Raw genomic sequence first — 18,402 nt, forward strand, 5'->3', positions numbered from 1 at the left:
GTTTCGTTGTGCGCACACGATTTCGCTGTCCGCGGCGTGCGGGCGTGCGCTAAAATCGCCGGGCATTTGAACCCGGTGTATTGAATCCGCCAGACATAACGAAGAGAGCGCAAAGCGCTACGCGCGCTTTGCCAGAGGGGAGCCGCATGACCACCACCGCAGTCCAGCAGGAAGGCCGGCCAGACGGCCTTTCGGGTTCCGCTGACGGCGACCGGCGCAGCGACGCCGGCAGTACCGCCGAAGGCGCGCCGCGCGACGTGTATTTCGCCCGCCAGCCGCTCTTGAACCGGGACGGCATGCTGTGCGGTTTCGAGCTGAAAATCCAGCAGCTTCAGTTGGCCAATGCGTTGGCCGACGCGTTGTCCGACGCGTCATCCGCAGAGCCCGACCATTCCGCCGATAGCCAACCGGCCACCGGCGCTGAAGAGGCTGACGGCGACGGCGAACTCTCCGCGAACAAAAACTCCGCGCAGGCGCGCGTCGGCGCGCTGATTCGCGCGCTGGTCCGGCCCGAAGTGCGGCTCGCGCTGACCGGCCATCCCGCTTATATCGACGCGACCCGTGATCTGCTGTTCGACGAGGCGGTCAAGGCACTGCCGCCCGAGCGCTTTATTTTCGAACTGCCGCCCGATATCCAGGTGGACGACGAACTGATTGCGCGCATCGTCACGCTGCACGGCCGGCGCTTTCGCTTCGTCATCGATCATGTGACGCAGGTCGACGACCGCTTCGCGCGCCTCTTGCCGTATGCGGAGACCGTGAAGATCGATCTGCAGCAGACGCCGGCCGCGCTGCTGCCGAAGCTCGCGAGCGTGCTGAAGTCGGCGGGCAAGATGCTGATCGCGCTCAACACCGACACGCACGACGATTTTCAGACCGCGTTCAATCTCGGTTTCGACCGCTTCCAGGGCTATTTCTTCGCGCGTGCGCAAAGCGTCTCGTCGACGCGCCGCGTCAGCGCGCCGCGCCATGCGCTGCTGAATCTGCTGCAGCTCCTGGCCGGCGAACCGACGGTGGCGCAGCTCGAAGCGGAACTGAAGCTGAACCCGGTGCTCGTTATGCATCTGATGCGCCTTGCGAACGCGAGCGGACTCGCGCTGGGCTTGCGCGTCACGACGCTGCGCGATGCGATCAACGCGACGGGCACCGACAAGATCGCGCGCTGGACGCAGCTGCTGCTGTACGCGGACGGCCGCAAGGTCGCGCTCGAAGACGATCCGCTGCTGCAGCTCGCCGCATCGCGCGCGCGTTTTATGGAGCTCGCGGTTGCACGGTTGCCTGAAGCAGGGCGCGACGAAACCGACGCGGCGTTCCTGACGGGCGTGTTCTCGTTCGTCGATGCGGTGTTCGGCGGTTCGCTCGAAACCACGCTCAATGTGCTGATGCTGTCGCGGCCGATTCGCGCGGCCATCGAACATCACGAAGGTTCGCTCGGCATGCTGCTGACGCTGACCGAAGCGATCGAGCGCGGTGCATGGGATGAAGTGGAGAAGGCCTGCCAGTCGCTCGCCCCGTTGACCGTGCCGGAAGCGGCCGAACTCGCGCTGACGGCGGCCGCGTGGGCCGGTATTGCCGATCGCAGTGCCGAAGCGGAAGGCCTCGAGCGGATCGAAGATTGAATCAGTACAAGTGAGCGGTGCAAGTGCGTCGGACCTGCACGCAAGTGCAGGGCGCACGCACTGAAGGGATTTGCCGCGCCGGCAGGTCTATCAGATCAGTGAGAAGCGACTTTCCTCAATCCCGTTGTGCGGGATCGAGTCACAGCGTCTCCAGCTCACCCACCGGCGCTTGGGCGAAAAAACGCCGCAATTCCCGCGATAACTCGTTCAACGCCGCCATTTCCTGCTGGCTGATACGGCGCGGTTCCGTGTTGTGCGTCCAGTCGCCGTACATTAGCGCGACCGTCGACTGATTTTCGAGCATAACCGGCAGCAGCACGAACGACTGCGCGTCGCTAAACGAGCGCTTGTACCAGTCCGGCAGCCGCGCGACCATCTTCGGATCACGCGCGTTCTCGATGAAGATCCCGACCGAGTTCGCGATGGCAAGGTGGAACACGTCTGGCTGAAAAGCGCTCGCGAACGAAAGCTGCGGCATCACCGCGTCGACCTTCGGCCCGAAGCCCATGCTCGCCTTGAACGTGCCGCCGCCCTGGCGCACGAACACGACTGTGCGGTCGAAGCCGAGGCCCGCCAGCACGGTTTCAGATGCGAGCGTCAGTGCCGGTGCAAGCGCGTTGTCCGCGGGCAGCGCGCGCAGGTCTTCGACGCCCGCGCGAATGCGGTCTTCGGGTTCGAGCGGCTCGCGCGCGATCGCATCGGCGCTCGCACGTAGTTCGTTGATTTCGCGCATCACGCCGTCGCCGGCTTCTTCGCGCGCGAGCGCAATGCTCATTTCGATCAGCACGTCCGCATCGGTATTGAGCGGCCGGCTGTAGCGCTGCGCGAGCTCGGCGATGCGCGCATCGCGCACAGCGACCGGCATGTCGGGCGCGGTCAGCAGGTTTGCGACTTCGGTCGAGAAGGTGGTGACGGCACGCATCCATTGCGTCTGGCGCGGCTCGTCGTCACGCGCGGGATCGAACGCGGTCATGCCGGTGCGGATGATTTCCGGCAGGCGCCAGCGCGCTGCGGCCTCGATGCCGATCTCCTCGTAGGACACGCCGAGCACGCTGGCGCACGCATCCTTTTCGGCGATGCCCGCATCGAGCTGGCGGCGGATCTGGTCCCATTCGGTGTCGAGATAGAACACGACGAGCAGCTTGCCGACCTGGCGCATCAGCGTGCACACCACCGCCTCTTCGCCGGCGCGCAGGTCGCCGCGTTCAGTCAGCTTGCGCGCGACGCAGCCCGACAGCATGGTGCGGTTCAGTTCGAGCTTCGCGTCGATGCGGCGCGGTACGCTGTGATGAAAGTGATCGACGATCTGCAGGCCGACCACGAGGTGGCCGACCGCATCCATGCCGAGCACCATCAGCGCGCGCGAGACCGTGGTGATATTGCCGCCGAACGCCATGTACATCGCCGAATTCGCAAGACGCAGCACCTTGTGCGTCAATGCGAAGTCGGAGAGCACAACCTGAACGAGCGACGTGAAGTCGAGCTCGTCGTTCTTGACGGCGGCCATCGTCGTGCGGAGCGACTGCGACAGCATCGGAAAATCGCCGCGTTCGCTCATCTTGCCCCAGAGCCTGTCGAGCAAGGCCGCCTTTAACATGTGAGTCCCGCAAAAGCCATACGTGTTCCAGTGAGTAGCCGGCCGCGCCTGTCGCGCGGGCCGCCGGTGCGTTTCTGTGCCGCGTGCGTCACGCTGCGTCGTGCAGGTAAAGCGCGCGCGATTCGAAGCGCTGCGCGAGTTCTTCGGACGGCAGCGCCTTGCACACGAGCCATCCCTGAATGTGATCGCATCCCATCTGGGTCAGCAACGCACGCTGCGCTTCCGTTTCGACGCCTTCGGCGACCAGTTCGAGATCGAGCGTCTGCGCAAGTCCGACCACTGCGCTGACAATTGCCTGATCATTGCGCGAGGTTAGCAGATTCTCGACAAAGCTCCGGTCGATTTTCAGCTTGGCAAGCGGGAAACGTTGCAGATACGCAAGACTCGAATAGCCCGTCCCGAAGTCGTCTACTGCAAAACGAATACCGATGGCAGTTAATTCCGCGAGCAGCGCGGTGGCATGCGCGGGATCGTGCATCAGCAGCGTCTCGGTGATTTCGAACACGAGCCGGCGCGGGTCGATGCCGGTCAGCGCGATCGCTTCGCGCACGTTGTCGGTAAAGCGCGGGTCGCGGAACTGCTGCGGCGACACGTTGACCGCCACGTACTGCAGCTTGATGCCTTTCGCGTCCCACTGGATCAGCTGCATGCACGCGGCTTTCAGCACCCAGTTGCCGAGGTAGTTGATGAGGCCGACCGACTCCGCGAGCGGAATGAACATCGACGGCGGCACGAGGCCGTGCAGCGGATGGTGCCAGCGGATCAGCGCCTCGACGCCGACCACGCCGCGCGAGTGGCTGCTCGTGATCGGCTGGAAGTGCAGCGAGAACTCGCCGTTGCGCACGCCGTCGTAAAGATCCGATTCGAGCTTGAGGCGCTCGGCGTCGGCGGGGCTGTCGTCGGGCACGTAGAACGCGAGCGTGTTGCCGCCCGCGGCCTTGGCACGCAGCAGCGCGTGGTCGGCCCAGCGCAGCAGCTGGCTGTCGCGCGAGGTCGAGTCGTTCGAGTGCTGCACGTCGGGATACAACGCGATGCCGATGCTGGCCGACAGATGCACGGGCTGCCGGTTGTACGAGTAGGGCTGCTGGATCGCAGTCAAGAGGCGCCGCGCGAGCGCTTCGGCGGCGATCGCGGCGTCGGTGCGCGTCGCGGCCGGCGGCAGCAGGATCGCGAATTCGTCGCTGGCGACGCGCGCAATGATTTCGCCTTGCGTCGTCATGTGCGTGAGGCGCTTCGCGGTATCGCGCAGCATTTCGTCGCCGGCGTCGTAGCCGAGCGCGCGGTTCACGCGCTGATAGTCGTCGAGGTCGAGCAGCAGCAGCGCGGCCGGCGTGCCGTTCGCGTCGGCCTGCTGCTGCGCGTCGCGCAATGCGTCGACGAGCGCCGGCACGTTGGCGATGCCGGTCAGATGGTCGGTGTGCAGCGCGCGTTTGAGGCTCGCTTCGTTGGCGCGCCACGCGGAGACGTCGAAGCCCGCGATCGCATAGCCCTCGATGCCGTCGTGGTTGTTGCGCACGACGCGCAGTTCGACGGCGATCGGGTAGGTCAGCGACTTGACGAGATCGAGCGAGACCTTTTCGACCGTGCCGCTGGCCTCGGCGCGCGTCAGCACGGCTTCGAGGCGCGCGCTGTCGGCGGGCGCGACGATGTCGTGCAGGCTGATGGTTTCCAGATACTCGCGGTGGTAACCGATAAAGCGCAGGCTCGCGTCGGTCACGTACAGGAAGCGCAGATCCCTGTCGACGTGGGCGAGGAAGTCGACGGCGCCGACGGTCTGCTCGAGACCGAGGGCGGCGGCGCCCGCTCCGGCTGCTTGCGCCTCGCCGCCGCGCGGGCCCAGTACCGTGCGCCAACGCTCGATCGCGTTGCGCAGCCAGCCCCGTCGAGGTGCGGTAATCCTGTTCGCTTCCATGTAAGTCGCTGACAATCCTGTTTCGTCGCAGACGGGCGAACTCGCCCGCCGGTTACCGCATCCAGCCGGAAGATGGGAAGACGTCCATCAGAGCAACATAACGGCTGGCGCCGCAAAATCTTTAGCCTGAGATCGAAAAAAAGCATCGCAAAGGCGCGTTTTCGCGCGACGGCAACCCTTTTTCGCAGGCGAAGACGCCACTTTGGGCCCGCTCGCTGCACTGCACCGAGGGTCGCGCTAAAGTACCGCCCCCCTTGTTCCGTTAATGCGATTGTTCGTGAGGCGGTTCGGTTTTGGTACGATGCGCGGCGGTCGTTGGGACCGTTTCCATCCCTGGCCTGCACGATTGCTGTTTTTTGAATTCATGCCGCCATCCATCATGTCAGAACTGTTCGACGATAGAGACGACCGCAGGACCGAGAAGGGAGCCGGCGGTACGCTCAGCGGCACAGCCGGTGTCTCGCTGGATGCCCCGCATTCCGCTTCGGAGTTTGTCTATCTGGGCCGCCAGCCGATCCTCGATCGCAGCGGCGCGCTCAATGCCTATGAGTTGCTGTTTCGCGACAGTGCGCACAACCACGCGCGCGTGTCCGACGACGCGCAGGCGACCGCCCAGGTGGTCGCCCGCACAATCGGCTCGATTGGCGTGCCGGCCGTGCTCGGCCAGCATCGCGGCTATATCAACATCGGCCGGCGCCTGCTGTTCGACGACATCGTGCATCTGATGTCGCCGCAGCGCTTCGTGCTCGAGATTCTCGAAACCGTGACCGTCGATGCGCGCCTGCTCGCGCGTCTGGCCGAATTGCGCCGCGCCGGCTTCCGGATCGCGCTCGACGACGTCTGGGAGCTGTCCGAAAGCCTTTACGCAATGCTGCCGTATGCGGATATCGTCAAGGTCGATTTCCTGCTGGCCGACCGCAGCTCGCTGAAGACGCTCGCGGCGACGCTGCGTGGCCACGGTAAAACGCTGATCGCCGAAAAGGTCGAGACGCGAGAGGATTTTCTGCAGGCGCGCGACCTTGGCTTCGATCTGTTCCAGGGCTACTTCTTTGCACGGCCTCAAGTGCTGGCTGCGCATAGAAGCCGTTCGTCGAGCGCGGCCCTGCTGCGCCTGCTCGCGCTGCTGTCGCGCGACGCGGGCCTCTTCGAGCTCGAAGCGGAGTTGAAGCGCCATCCGAACGTTGTCGTGCAACTGTTGCGCCTCGTCAACTCGAGCGCCTTTGGGCTCGGCCGTCATATCGCTTCGTTGCGCGAGGCGATTATCGCGACCGGCACGCGGCAGATCGCGCGCTGGGCGCAACTGCTGCTGTACGCGGGCGGCGGCGAACTGCCGTGGAGCTCCGATCCGCTCGTGCAACTGGCCGGCACGCGCTCGCGTTTTATGGAACTGGCCGCGCGTCTGCTGCGCCCCGGCGACGAGGATTTCGCCGACGCGGCGTTTATGACCGGCATCTTTTCGCTCGTGCACGTGGTCGTCGATTCGACGCCCGCGAAGGCGCTCGACAAGCTTGGGCTGTCGCCGCTGATCCGCAATGCAATTGTCGAACGCGACGGCGAGATGGGCGCGCTGCTGCGTGTCGCCGAAGCGGCCGGGCAGGGCGCCGAGACCGCGGCGATCGTGCAGGCGGAGACGCTCGAGCGCTTCTCGGTGTTCACACCAGGGGTGCTGGCGGAACTGAACCTGTCGGCGGCTGCGTGGTTCGGCGCGCATGCGGGTGGTAACTGAGGCGCTAACTGAGGGGGCCACTGAGGTGGCCACTGACGCAGCTTCTGCCGGGCCGGTTGAGGCAGAAACTGGGACGGTAGCGGCGACGGCAGCGGGGACGGCATAAGGCTAAGGCGGCAACGGAGGCTCGGGCTGACCGCAGCATGCACGGGCGCCGCACAAACTGTGATCCAATAGCGAATCGATGTGTGTGGCGGCGAAGGATGGCGTCGGGGCGGCGTCGCCCGCCGCACGAACCGGAGGAACACAGATGAAACGTACGCTGAAGCAAACCGTCGCGGCGGCCGGCCTTGCCGCCGCGCTGTCGTTTTATGCGCTCGCCGCGTCGGCAACCCTGAAGCCCGGCGATACCGCGCCCGACTTCACCGCGCAGGCGTCGCTCGGCGGCAAGACCTACACGTACTCGCTGGCCGATGCGCTGAAGAAGGGGCCGGTCGTGCTGTACTTCTATCCGGCCGCCTTCACGAAAGGCTGCACCATCGAGGCGCACGAGTTCGCCGACGCCGTCGACGAATACAAGAAATACGGCGCCACCGTGATCGGCGTGTCGCACGACAATATCGACACGCTGACGAAGTTCTCGGTCAGCGAATGCCGCAGCAAATTCCCCGTTGCGGCCGACGCCAACGCGAAAGTGATCGGCGCCTACGATGCGGGGCTGCCGATGCACGACTCGATGGCGAACCGCGTGTCGTATGTGATCGCGCCGGACGGCAAGATCATCTACGAATACACGAGCATGTCGCCGGACAAGCATGTCGAGAATACGATGCAAGCGGTCAAGCAATGGGCCGCGACGCACAAGGCGCAATGACGGTTGCGCGTTAGCCGCGCTGGCCGCTTCAGAAGCTTTAGCGGCGCGGCGGGTGCCGCTCTGCACCCGAACCCGTTGTGTTGATGAACAAGCATTGAGCAGCTTGACCCACGATTGCCCGGCGTTTCTTACGGAGGCGCGATGCCGATCTTTGTCGCTCTGTTCGTTCTGATTGCGTTGATCTACGGCGCGGTGCGCGCGTACGACGTGCTCGCCGCGCATTTCGGCGTCGGCGTGGCGATCGGCGCCGCGGTGGTGGCGGCGGCTATCGTGATCGCCGCGGTCGCTTACTGGTGGCGGCGCCATCGCGAGATCGCGCCGAATATCCACGACGGCGACTGGACGCATGAGCTCAAGCAACCATGGGGCGGCGTGCGGCTCGCCGCGGGCAAGGGGCTGTGCTCGATCCAGCTCGGCGGCGCGAAGGGCGACTATATCTTTGGCGATCTGCGAGGCGCGCAGGCCGAACGCGACGGCAGCGGCTGGCGTGTCGGGCTGCAGGTCAAGGATACGGCGCGGCCCGTCTGGCAACTGCCGATGCAAAACGAGCGGCAGGCGCGCCAGTGGCAGCGCATTCTGACGCGCGCGATGGCGCAGAAGCTTTAGTGGGTCCATGCCTGTGCCGCGAGAAGCGGCACAGGCAATGAACGGCTAGTGCGCGCCGCCGCTCATTTACTCCGCTGCGGCGGCCGGCTGGCCGGCGCCGCCGCGCCGCTTCTCCCCCCAGACGCGCATACGGTCCATGTACAGATAAACGACCGGCGTCGTGTAGAGCGTCAGCATCTGGCTCACGATCAGTCCGCCGACGATCGCCAGACCGAGCGGCGCGCGCAGCTCGGCGCCTTCGCCGCGTCCGAACGCAAGCGGCAGCGCGCCGAGCAGCGCCGCACAGGTCGTCATCATGATCGGGCGGAAGCGCAGCAGGCACGCTTCCTCGATGGCATCGCGCGACGAGAGCCCGCGCGTGCGCGACGCATCGATCGCAAAGTCGACCATCATGATCGCGTTCTTCTTCACGATGCCGATCAGCAGAATCACCGCGATCAGCGCGATGATGCTGAACTCGGTATCGAAGAGCAGCAGCGCGAGCAGTGCGCCGACGCCTGCCGACGGCAGCGTCGAGAGAATCGTGAGCGGGTGGATATAGCTCTCGTACAGAATGCCGAGCACGATATAGACGGCGGCCAGCGCGGCCAGAATCAGGATCGGCTGGTCGTTCAGCGACTGCTGGAACGCCTGCGCGGTGCCCTGGAAACTGCCGTGGATCGTCGCGGGCACGCCGAGCTGCGCCATCGTCTGGTCGATGGCGGCCGTCGCGTCGGACAGCGAGCGGCCCGGCGGCAGGTTGAACGAGATCGTCGACGCGACGAACTGCCCCTGGTGATTCACCGCGAGCGGCGTGTTGCCGGGCCCGAACGTCGCGATCGCCGACAACGGAATCATCGTTTCCTTCGATGTCGACACGGCCGCACCCGTCGAGGCGCTCGACTTGCCGCTCGCCGCGATCGAGTTGTTCGCGAGATTGCGCGCGGCATCGGCGGCGATGGCCGCCACGTTCGACGAACCGGAAGCGCCCGCTGATGTGGTGCTGCCCGACGTGCTTGCTGTGTTGCCCGACGCGTTCGTCTTCGTCACGGTGCCGGCCGTCGCGTTCGTCGATTGCGAGCCGCTTGCGGTGCCGCCGGTCGTGCTGATCCACACCTGCTTGAGCATCTCCGGGCTCTGCCAGTATTTCGGCGCGACTTCCATCACGACGTGGTACTGGTTCAACGGGTTGTAGATCGTCGATACCTGACGCTGGCCGAACGCGTCGTACAGCGTGTTGTCGATCTGCGACGGCGTGATATTGAGGCGCGCGGCAGTCGCGCGGTCGATCGTCACGAAGGCCTCGAGGCCGCTTTCCTGCTGGTCCGAATTGACGTCGGCGAGTTCGGGGCGCGCCTGCAGCGCCGTCGTGATGAGCGGCGTCCATTTGTACAGATCGGGCGTCGAATCGGCGAGCAGCGTGTACTGATACTGCGCGTTCGATTGCCTGCCGCCGACGCGGATGTCCTGCACGGCCTGCAGGAACGTGCGGCCGCCCGCGACGTGCGACAGCGGCCCGCGCAGTTGCTGGATCACCTGGTCCGCCGTGGCCTTGCGGCCGGGCTTCGGTTTCAGCGATACGTACATGAAACCGGCGTTGGTTTGCCGGCCGCCGGTAAAGCCGACTACGGTGTCGACGTTCGGATTCGACTGCACGATGCTCATCATCTCGGCGAACTTGCCCTTCATCGCCTGAAACGACGTGCTCTGGTCCGCCTGAATGCCGCCGACGAGGCGCCCCGTATCCTGCTGCGGAAAGAAGCCCTTCGGGATGATGATGTACATCCAGACATTGAGCCCGACCGTTGCCAGCAGCACGAGCAGGATGATGCGCGGATGGCGCAGCGACCAGCCGAGCGTGCTTCGGTAGCCTTCCTGCATGCGCGTAAAGCCGCGCTCAAGCCAGCGCGACAGACGGCCTTCTTTTTTCTTTTCGTGCGGCTCGTGGAGCAGGCGCGAGCACATCATCGGCGTGAGCGTCAGTGAGACGACCAGCGAGACCGCGATTGCCAGCGAGAGCGTCAGTGCGAACTCGCGGAACAGGCGCCCGACGATACCGCCCATCAGCAGGATAGGCAGGAACACGGCGACCAGCGAGATGCTGATCGACATCACCGTGAAGCCGACTTCGCGCGCGCCCATGATCGCCGCTTTCATGCGCGGCACGCCGTTCTCGATATGGCGTTCGATGTTTTCGAGCACGACGATCGCATCGTCGACGACGAAGCCGGTGGCGATGGTCAGCGCCATCAGCGACAGGTTGTCGATCGAAAAGCCCATCAGATACATTGCCGCGAACGTGCCGATAATCGAGATCGGCACCGCGACGCTTGGAATCAGCGTCGCGCGCCAGTTGCGCAGGAACAGGAACACGACCATCACGACGAGCGCGACCGCGATCATCAGCGTGTGCTCGGTGTCGGTCAGCGAGGCGCGGATCGTGGTGGACCGGTCCGCGGCGGGCACCACCTGCACGTCGCGCGGCAGCGACGCGACGAGCTGCGGCAGTTCTTCCTTGATGCGGTCGACCGTCTCGATGATGTTCGCGCCCGGCTGCCGGTAGATGATCACGAGCACGGCGCGCGAGCCGTTCGAGAGGCCGAGGTTGCGCAGGTCTTCGACCGAATCGACGACTTCGCCGACGTCGGACAGATGCACGGCCGCGCCGTTGCGGTACGCAATGACGAGGTCCTTGTATTGCGACGCCTTGCTCGCCTGGTCGTTCGTGTACAGCTGCACGTGGTTCGGGCCGAACTCGATCGAGCCCTTCGGGCTGTTCGCGTTGGCCGAGGCGAGCGCCGCGCGCACGTCTTCGAGGCCGATGCCGTAGTGGAACAGCGCGTGCGGCTCGAGTTCGACGCGCACGGCCGGGTTCGCCGAACCGCTGACGTCGACTTCGCCGACGCCGTCGACCTGCGACAAAGACTGCTGCAGCACGGTGGCGGCCGAATCGTAGAGCTGGCCCGCCTGCAGCGTTTTCGACGACACCGACAGAATCAGGATCGGCGCGTCGGACGGGTTGACCTTGTGATACGTCGGGTTCTGCCGCAGGCTCGCCGGCAGGTCCGCACGCGCCGCGTTGATCGCGGCCTGCACGTCGCGCGCGGCGCCGTCGATATCGCGGTTCAGACCGAACTGCATCGTGATGCGCGTCGAGCCGACGGAACTGCTCGACGTCATTTCGGTGACGTCCGCGATGGCGCCCAGATGTCGTTCGAGCGGGCTCGCGACGCTCGTTGCAACGGTTTCCGGGCTCGCGCCCGGCAGCGAGGCCTGGACCGAAATGGTCGGGTAGTCGACCTGCGGCAGCGGCGCGACCGGCAGCTTCGAAAACGCGAAGAGGCCGGACAGCGCGATACCGATCGACAGCAGCGTCGTAGCGACCGGGCGTGCGATAAACGGACGCGACAGGTTCATCGGTCAGCTCCCGCTATCGGTGGCGGGCGGCGTCGGGCGGTTGCCGGGGTCGCGATGGAAGCGCGCGCGCAGACGCCGCGCGAGCGAATCGAAGCCGAGGTAGATGACGGGCGTCGTAAACAGCGTAAGCAGCTGGCTCACCACGAGACCGCCCGCGATCGCGATACCGAGCGGCCGGCGCAGCTCCGACCCCGCGCCGCTGCCGAGAATCAGCGGCAGCGCGCCGAGCAGGGCGGCCATGGTCGTCATCAGGATCGGCCGGAAGCGCAGCAGGCACGCCTGGTAGATCGCTTCGCGCGGCGGCTTGCCGTGCTCGCGCTCCGCTTCGAGCGCGAAGTCGATCATCATGATCGCGTTCTTCTTCACGATACCGATCAGCAGCACGATGCCGATGATGCCGATGATGTCGAGATCGTGCCCGGTGATCAGCAGCGCGAGCAGCGCGCCGACGCCGGCCGACGGCAGCGTCGACAGAATCGTGACCGGATGCACGAAGCTTTCGTACAGCACGCCGAGCACGATATACATCGTGACGATCGCCGCGAGAATCAGGAACAGCTCGTTCGACAGCGAGGCCTGGAAGGCGAGGGCCGCGCCCTGGAAGCGCGTCTGGAACGAGGCGGGCAGGCCGATGTCTTTTTCCGCTTGCTGGATCGCCTTCACGGCCGCGCCGAGCGATGCGCCCGGCGCGAGGTTGAACGACACCGTGGTGGCCGGGAACTGGCTCAGGTGCGTGACGAGCAGCGGCGCGGGCCGTTCGTGGAACTTCGCGATGGCCGACAGCGGCACCTGGCCGCCTGACGCGGTCGAAGAGGGCAGGTAGATCGAATTGAGCGAATCCGTGTAGTGCTGAAGCGTCGGCGTCGCTTCGAGAATTACGCGGTACTGGTTCGACTGCGTGAAGATGGTCGAGATGATGCGCTGGCCGAATGCGTCGTAAAGCGCGTTATCGACGGTCGCGGGCGTGATGCCGTAGCGCGCGGCGGTGGGCCGGTCGATCTCCACGTACACGGATTGACCGTTGGTCTGCAGATCGGTCGCGACGTCGGCGAGATCGGGCACCTGCTGCAGCCGTTCGACGAGCTTCGGCACCCAGGTCTGGAACTCGGCGATATTCGGGTCCGTCAGCATGAACTGATATTGCGTCGGGCTCACCGTCGAATCGATCGTCAGATCCTGCACGGGCTGCATATAAAGCGTCGCGCCCGGCAGATGCGCGGTCGCGCGCTGCAGTTCGCGGATCACTTCGCTCGCGGTGGCGTCGCGGTCGTCGCGCGGCTTCAGGTTGATCAGCATGCGGCCGCTGTTCAGCGTGATATTGGTGCCGTCGACGCCGATAAACGACGTGAGACTGTCGACGTTCGGGTTCTTCAGCACCTCGGCGGCGAGCGCCTGCTGACGTTCGGCCATCGACTGATACGACACCGACTGCGGCGCCTGCGTAATCGCCTGGATCACGCCGGTATCCTGGACCGGGAAGAAGCCTTTCGGGATATACACGTAGAGCAGCGCGGTCAGCACGAGCGTGAGGACCGCGACGACGAGCGTGGCGGGCTGGCGGTCGAGCACCCAGCGCAGCGCGACGGCATAGCGGTCGATCACATAGTCGATAAACGCATGCGCGCGCGCCTCGAAGCGGTGGCTTTCCTTCGGCGGCGTGTGGCGCAACAGCTTCGCGCACATCATCGGCACAAGCGTGAGCGACACGATTGCCGAGATGACGATGGTGACCGCGAGCGTGATCGCGAACTCGTGGAACAGCCGTCCGACCACGTCGCCCATAAACAGCAGCGGAATCAGCACCGCGATCAGCGAGACCGTCAGCGAGATGATCGTGAAGCCGATCTGTTTCGAGCCCTTTAACGCCGCCTGCAGCGGTGGTTCGCCTTCCTCGACGTAGCGCGCGATATTTTCGATCATCACGATCGCGTCATCGACGACGAAGCCGGTGGCGATGGTCAGCGCCATCAGGGACAGGTTGTCGAGCGAGAAGCCGCACAGATACATCACCGCGAGCGTGCCGATCAGCGACAGCGGCACCGACAGACTCGGGATGATCGTCGCGTAAATGTTTGCGAGGAACAGATACATGACGAGCACGACGAGCACGACCGACATCAGCAGCTCGAATTGCACGTCGCGCACGGAGGCGCGGATGGTCGTGGTGCGGTCGGTGACGATCTGCACGTCGAGCGCCGTCGGCAGCGATTGCTGCAGGGTGGGCAGCAGTTTCTTGATGTTGTCGACCACCTGGATCACGTTCGCGCCCGGCTGGCGCTGCACGTTCAGGATGATTGCGGGCGTGCCGTTCACCCACGCACCGAGCTTGGTATTCTCGGCGCCGGGAATGATCGTCGCGACGTCGGTCAGCATGACCGGGCGGCCGTTCTTGTAGGCGACGACCGCGCTCTGGTACGCGCTGGCGTCGGTCAGCTGGTCGTTCGCGTTGATCGTATAGGCGTGCGACGGGCCGTCGAAGCTGCCCTTCGGCGTGTTGACGTTGAGGTTCGAAATGGTCGTGCGCAGGTCGTCGAGATTGAGTCCGTACGACGCGAGCGCGAGCGGGTTCGCCTGAATGCGGATCGCCGGGCGCTGGCCGCCTGACAGGCTGACCAGACCGACGCCGCCGACCTGCGAGATTTTCTGCGCGAGGCGCGTGTCGGCAATGTCCTGCACCTGAGTGAGCGGCAGCGTTTGCGACGTGATCGCGAGCGTGAGAATCGGCGCGTCGGCCGGATTGACCTTCGCGTAGATCGGCGGCGCGGGTAGGTCGGACGGCAGCAGGTTGCCGGCCGCATTGATGGCGGCCTGCACTTCCTGCTCGGCGATATCGAGCGGCAAATCGAGGTTGAACTGCAGCGTGATGACCGATGAACCCGCCGAGCTTTGCGACGACATCTGGTTTAACGACGGCATCTGCCCGAACTGCCGCTCGAGCGGCGCGGTGACCGACGAGGTCATCACGTCGGGGCTCGCGCCCGGATAGAACGTTTGCACCTGAATGGTCGGATAGTCGACTTCGGGCAGCGCGGAAAGCGGCAGAAAGCGCAGCGCGACGAGGCCGACCAGCATGATCGCGGCCATCAGCAGCGCAGTGCCGACCGGACGCAGGATAAAGGCGCGGGATGGATTCATGCGTTGTCAGCGGGTCCTTGAGCGGGTGCCTGAAGCGGGTCTTTATTGCGACGACGCTTGCGACGCGTGCCGATGACGGTGGGCATGCGCGCCCGATGCGCCCGACGCGCCCGCAGCCCAGGACGCGCCTGCAGTGCCCGATGCGCCGGACGCCCCCGATGCACCCGACGCGCCAGCCGGATGCTCGGCCGGGATCGTGATCTTCGCGCCTTCCTTCAGGCGGTCCGAGCCGTCGGTCACGACGCGTTCGCCGACCTGCAGGCCCGACGCGATGCTTGTGCGTTCGCCGTCGACGGGTCCCACCTTGACCTTGCGTACCGTGACCGTGTTGTCGGGCTTCACGACATAGACGAACTGGCCGATCGAGCCGTTCAGCACCGCCGAGGTCGGCACGATCGTCGCGTTGTGGATCACGTCGACCAGCAGACGCGCGTTGACGAACTGGTTCGGGAACAGCATGTTGCCCGTGTTCGCGAAGGTCGCGCGCAGCTTGACGGTGCCGGTGGTCGTATCGATCTGGTTGTCGATCGTTTCGAGGTAGCCCGCTTCGAGCGACGTCGAATTCGTGCGGTCGTACGCGGTGACCGACATCTTCGTCTTGCCGTTCAACTGCTTGAGAATGGCGGGCAGATTGTCTTCGGACGTGGTGAAGATCACGCTGATCGGCTGCAGCTGCGTGATCACGACGATGCCGTTCGCGTCGCCGGGCGTCACGTAGTTGCCGGGGTCGACCTGACGCAGGCCGACGCGGCCCGCGACCGGCGCGGTGATGCGCGCGTAGGTCAGATCGAGCTTGAAGGTGTCGATATTCGCCTTGTCCGATTGCACCTGCCCTTCATATTGCTTGACGAGCGAGGCCTGCGTGTCGACCTGCTGGCTTGCGATCGAGTCTTGCGACAGCAGCGTCTGATAGCGCTTGAGGTCGAGGCGGGCGGTTTGCAGCAGCGCCATGTCTTTCGCAAGCGTGCCTTGCGCGTTCGCCAGCGAGATCTGATAAGGGCGCGGATCGATCTGCGCGAGCAGTTCGTCTTTCTTCACCATCTGGCCTTCCTGGAACGCGACCGTCTGCAGCGTGCCGGACAGCTGCGTGCGCACGGTGACGTTCGCGAGCGGCGTAACCGTGCCGAGCGCGGTGATAACGATCGGTATGTCGCCTTGCGTGACCGATGCGACCTTGACCGGCTGCGGCTGGTTCGCGAATGCGCCGCGCCGGCCGCCGCCCGCGCGCCCGGTATGCGCGCCGCTCGCGCCCGCCGAGGCGCCGGCGCTCGCGCCTTCGTCGGCCTTGCGCCACGGATGCCAGCGCACGAGCACGATCACTGCGATCACGACGATGGCTAGCACCACCCACCACGCGCGGCGGCTGCGCCGCGGTCCGCCGCCCGGCGTGGGAGGCGGGCTTGCAGGGGCGGGCGCGGGAGGCGGGTGGCGGGTGGTGTCCGACTGCTTTTGTTTTTCGTCCATCGGTTCGATCAGCTGGCTAGCGAGGAATTGCGCAAGACTACGGAGCATCGCGACGCTGCACGACGGTCCGCTTATCGATAGGGCGGTTGTGCGTGCGGCGCGTTTATCGGCTGGCGCGGCCGATGGGTGAACGCGATGCGGCGTTTAACAAGCAAGAGGCAAGGCACTGACTCAAGCGGGACAAAGAACGAGGCAAAGAGCGAGGCGAAGCGCGCCATGCGGATGCTTCCTGCGGTGGTTCCATACAGAACACGATGGTCCGTCCATCAGGCGCACCGGGCGCCGCAGCTATACGATAAGGCTTGAGCGTGTATGCGACGTGTAACACGCGGCATGCGTCCTATCGATCCGGCACCTCGCAGGTCCACGCGGCAGATGGAGCGCGACGATGCTTCGGCCGCGCCTTACCGCCGCCGTTTCGGGCTTGCAGCAAGCTTGCGCCGATGGGCACGACCCGCAAGAAAGCATGATGCTACGTCCCACCCTGGTAACAGTCCAGCCTGTGTATTTTTCGCAAGGTTACGTAGGTTACAGATTGAAAACGTGATGGCGCGGCGTCAGCAGCGGGGCGCTGGGGTGGATGGCGGCCGGCGCGGTCAATTGTTTTTCGGCCGGATTGGGATTTGCCGCGGACGGGGTGGCAATGACCTTGGAGCCCCACTTCGGCAGTCGTAGGAGAAAATGTTTAAGCGTCCGTTTCATTGGAGGTAAGCTAATTTTTCCGAAGACGCGTATGTGGGAAGATTTTGCTTGACTTGGTCAGCATAACCATAAAAAATTGGCAGCTCATTCCGAAAACACGCTTTAGTTATTCTGACGGCAACATTACTTTCTTCATTTTGTCGCCGCGGTGTCGCATGGGTGTCGTATGGCAGCACTAACATCCGCGTATGGCTAGCTCAACTAAATTGACGCGGCTGAGGCATTTCGGATTCCCTCTCTCAGGTTCTAGCACGGCCCTCGGAATGGCTAGAACTTTTTAAGGCGCCACGGTTACGTGGCGCCTTTTTTTTGGTTTTTGCGGCTTTGCTTTTTTTGCTTATGATCCGGGGAGGGGGGATGGCCGGGGCTGCGACCTTCGCTTTGATATTGAGTACTTCGAGTTTCGAGGCTTGACTGATTTAACGTCGCGACTTCGACAGTCGATGTCCTAAGCCGAGGTCGGTTGCGATCTGCCAGGTATAGACGCGCGAATAGTGCACGCCGAAACGCGAGCCGATCAGTTCGCGCAGTCTCCCGTTAGTCCACGCATCGCTTGGAAAGCCGTGCTCTTTTGCGGAGCCTCGCAATGCGTTGGCAATCCACTCTCTCGCCAGATCGTCGAGCACCGACGTACGGCCGCCGATGCTGATCCGGCGCAATGCGTCGAGACCGCCATCATCGAGAATCGTTTTATAACGACGCACGGTATAAGTCGATATATGAAGTGCGTCGGCGACGGTGTCGATGGTTGCACCGTCAGTTAACATTCTGCCCGCCAACATTCTGCGGGCGACGCTCGGGAGATTATCTGTGGTGGAGCGCATTTTTGTCTCGTCCATAGGAATTCCGTTGGGCGACGCGCGCCGCGCCGCTTACCGGAAACATCTTCGTGATTTCCGCTTTACGCGGCGCCTCATGGAATACGCGACTAAATCCATCGCGTTGCCAGTTTTAATTCAGTAAGAAAGGCTTGTTTTCAATACTAATAGCGCCTTTTTACCATTTTTGACAGTAACCGTATAAAAAATCATCACTGCGATCGAGTAATCTATTTTTCCTATGAAATGATCAATCCACTTCGCATAGTGGTGGCAAGCCCGTTATGTCCAGTGAGCACCGCCATAAGGCCCGTCGCATAAGCAACTCCGGCGTCGAACAGTTTTATTCAGCGGTCTGCGAAGAGCGGAAAGCTCGCACATCGGAAAGCTTTCACGTTTGATTTTTATCGCTAATTTGTGATTAAGGATTTTTTGAATAGCAATGAAAATAAATCAACTGCGACGTGCATTCAATAATGAACGTTCAAATAGGAATAATGCGGGAGGTTTGTGACGCTCTCGCGGTTATTAGCAAAATGCGGTAATGCGGAGCGGCGCGATGTCAATCCGGCCGGTATTCAGGACGGCGGCGGCCGCGGCGCAAAACTGCAGC

Annotated in this window: 11 protein-coding genes; 4 read left to right on the top strand and 7 right to left on the bottom strand. The window is 64.0% G+C overall.

Features of this window, described 5'->3' with window-relative positions; all coding sequences use genetic code 11:
• Positions 1-146 precede the first annotated feature (146 nt).
• Entirely contained in the window at positions 147-1,619 is a 1,473-nt protein-coding gene (locus KZJ38_RS09125; protein ID WP_219799741.1) for an EAL and HDOD domain-containing protein, read from the top strand.
• Between the two features lie 139 nt (positions 1,620-1,758).
• Here KZJ38_RS09125 and KZJ38_RS09130 read toward each other — a convergent pair whose 3' ends face one another.
• Together KZJ38_RS09130 and KZJ38_RS09135 are read right to left on the bottom strand one after the other, a co-directional pair.
• On the bottom strand, positions 1,759-3,216 hold the full coding sequence (locus KZJ38_RS09130; protein ID WP_219799742.1) for an HDOD domain-containing protein: 1,458 nt from the start codon (positions 3,214-3,216) through the stop codon (positions 1,759-1,761).
• 88 nt (positions 3,217-3,304) lie between these two features.
• Entirely contained in the window at positions 3,305-5,128 is a 1,824-nt protein-coding gene (locus tag KZJ38_RS09135; protein ID WP_219800189.1) for a putative bifunctional diguanylate cyclase/phosphodiesterase, read from the bottom strand.
• Positions 5,129-5,507: 379 nt separating this feature from the next.
• Here KZJ38_RS09135 and KZJ38_RS09140 point away from each other — a divergent pair, with 379 nt between their 5' ends.
• From KZJ38_RS09140 to KZJ38_RS09150, 3 genes are all read left to right on the top strand, one after another.
• Positions 5,508-6,854 carry an EAL and HDOD domain-containing protein gene (locus tag KZJ38_RS09140; RefSeq protein ID WP_219799743.1) on the top strand — a complete coding sequence of 449 codons (1,347 nt, stop codon included), beginning with the start codon at positions 5,508-5,510 and terminating at the stop codon, positions 6,852-6,854.
• A 250-nt stretch (positions 6,855-7,104) separates the two neighbouring features.
• Positions 7,105-7,668, top strand: coding sequence for a peroxiredoxin (locus tag KZJ38_RS09145; RefSeq protein WP_219799744.1), 564 nt, complete (start codon positions 7,105-7,107; stop codon positions 7,666-7,668).
• 141 nt (positions 7,669-7,809) lie between these two features.
• On the top strand, positions 7,810-8,274 hold the full coding sequence (locus tag KZJ38_RS09150; protein ID WP_219799745.1) for a hypothetical protein: 465 nt from the start codon (positions 7,810-7,812) through the stop codon (positions 8,272-8,274).
• A gap of 66 nt (positions 8,275-8,340) precedes the next feature.
• Here KZJ38_RS09150 and KZJ38_RS09155 read toward each other — a convergent pair whose 3' ends face one another.
• The 5 genes from KZJ38_RS09155 to KZJ38_RS09175 all read right to left on the bottom strand — a co-directional run bounded on the left by KZJ38_RS09155 (position 8,341) and on the right by KZJ38_RS09175 (position 17,810).
• Positions 8,341-11,670 (bottom strand): efflux RND transporter permease subunit, encoded by a 3,330-nt coding sequence (locus tag KZJ38_RS09155; RefSeq protein WP_219799746.1) that lies wholly within the window; start codon positions 11,668-11,670, stop codon positions 8,341-8,343.
• A 3-nt stretch (positions 11,671-11,673) separates the two neighbouring features.
• Positions 11,674-14,805 (bottom strand): MdtB/MuxB family multidrug efflux RND transporter permease subunit, encoded by a 3,132-nt coding sequence (locus KZJ38_RS09160; protein ID WP_219799747.1) that lies wholly within the window; start codon positions 14,803-14,805, stop codon positions 11,674-11,676.
• A 42-nt stretch (positions 14,806-14,847) separates the two neighbouring features.
• Positions 14,848-16,269, bottom strand: coding sequence for an MdtA/MuxA family multidrug efflux RND transporter periplasmic adaptor subunit (locus KZJ38_RS09165; RefSeq protein WP_219800190.1), 1,422 nt, complete (start codon positions 16,267-16,269; stop codon positions 14,848-14,850).
• 528 nt (positions 16,270-16,797) lie between these two features.
• A complete protein-coding gene (locus KZJ38_RS09170; protein WP_219799748.1) occupies positions 16,798-16,971 on the bottom strand; it encodes a hypothetical protein in 174 nt (57 codons plus the stop codon).
• 419 nt (positions 16,972-17,390) lie between these two features.
• Complete coding sequence (locus tag KZJ38_RS09175; protein ID WP_246641695.1) at positions 17,391-17,810, bottom strand: helix-turn-helix domain-containing protein; 420 nt, start codon at positions 17,808-17,810, stop codon at positions 17,391-17,393.
• Positions 17,811-18,402 lie beyond the last annotated feature (592 nt).

The sequence above is a fragment of the Paraburkholderia edwinii genome (assembly GCF_019428685.1).
Lineage (GTDB): Bacteria > Pseudomonadota > Gammaproteobacteria > Burkholderiales > Burkholderiaceae > Paraburkholderia > Paraburkholderia edwinii.

Coding starts and splice junctions, on each gene's coding strand:
- KZJ38_RS09125 (WP_219799741.1), top strand. CDS start 147: ATGACCACCACCGCAGTCCAGCAGGAAGGCCGGCCAGACGGCCTTTCG.
- KZJ38_RS09130 (WP_219799742.1), bottom strand. CDS start 3,216: ATGTTAAAGGCGGCCTTGCTCGACAGGCTCTGGGGCAAGATGAGCGAA.
- KZJ38_RS09135 (WP_219800189.1), bottom strand. CDS start 5,128: ATGGAAGCGAACAGGATTACCGCACCTCGACGGGGCTGGCTGCGCAAC.
- KZJ38_RS09140 (WP_219799743.1), top strand. CDS start 5,508: ATGTCAGAACTGTTCGACGATAGAGACGACCGCAGGACCGAGAAGGGA.
- KZJ38_RS09145 (WP_219799744.1), top strand. CDS start 7,105: ATGAAACGTACGCTGAAGCAAACCGTCGCGGCGGCCGGCCTTGCCGCC.
- KZJ38_RS09150 (WP_219799745.1), top strand. CDS start 7,810: ATGCCGATCTTTGTCGCTCTGTTCGTTCTGATTGCGTTGATCTACGGC.
- KZJ38_RS09155 (WP_219799746.1), bottom strand. CDS start 11,670: ATGAACCTGTCGCGTCCGTTTATCGCACGCCCGGTCGCTACGACGCTG.
- KZJ38_RS09160 (WP_219799747.1), bottom strand. CDS start 14,805: ATGAATCCATCCCGCGCCTTTATCCTGCGTCCGGTCGGCACTGCGCTG.
- KZJ38_RS09165 (WP_219800190.1), bottom strand. CDS start 16,269: ATGGACGAAAAACAAAAGCAGTCGGACACCACCCGCCACCCGCCTCCC.
- KZJ38_RS09170 (WP_219799748.1), bottom strand. CDS start 16,971: ATGAAACGGACGCTTAAACATTTTCTCCTACGACTGCCGAAGTGGGGC.
- KZJ38_RS09175 (WP_246641695.1), bottom strand. CDS start 17,810: ATGGACGAGACAAAAATGCGCTCCACCACAGATAATCTCCCGAGCGTC.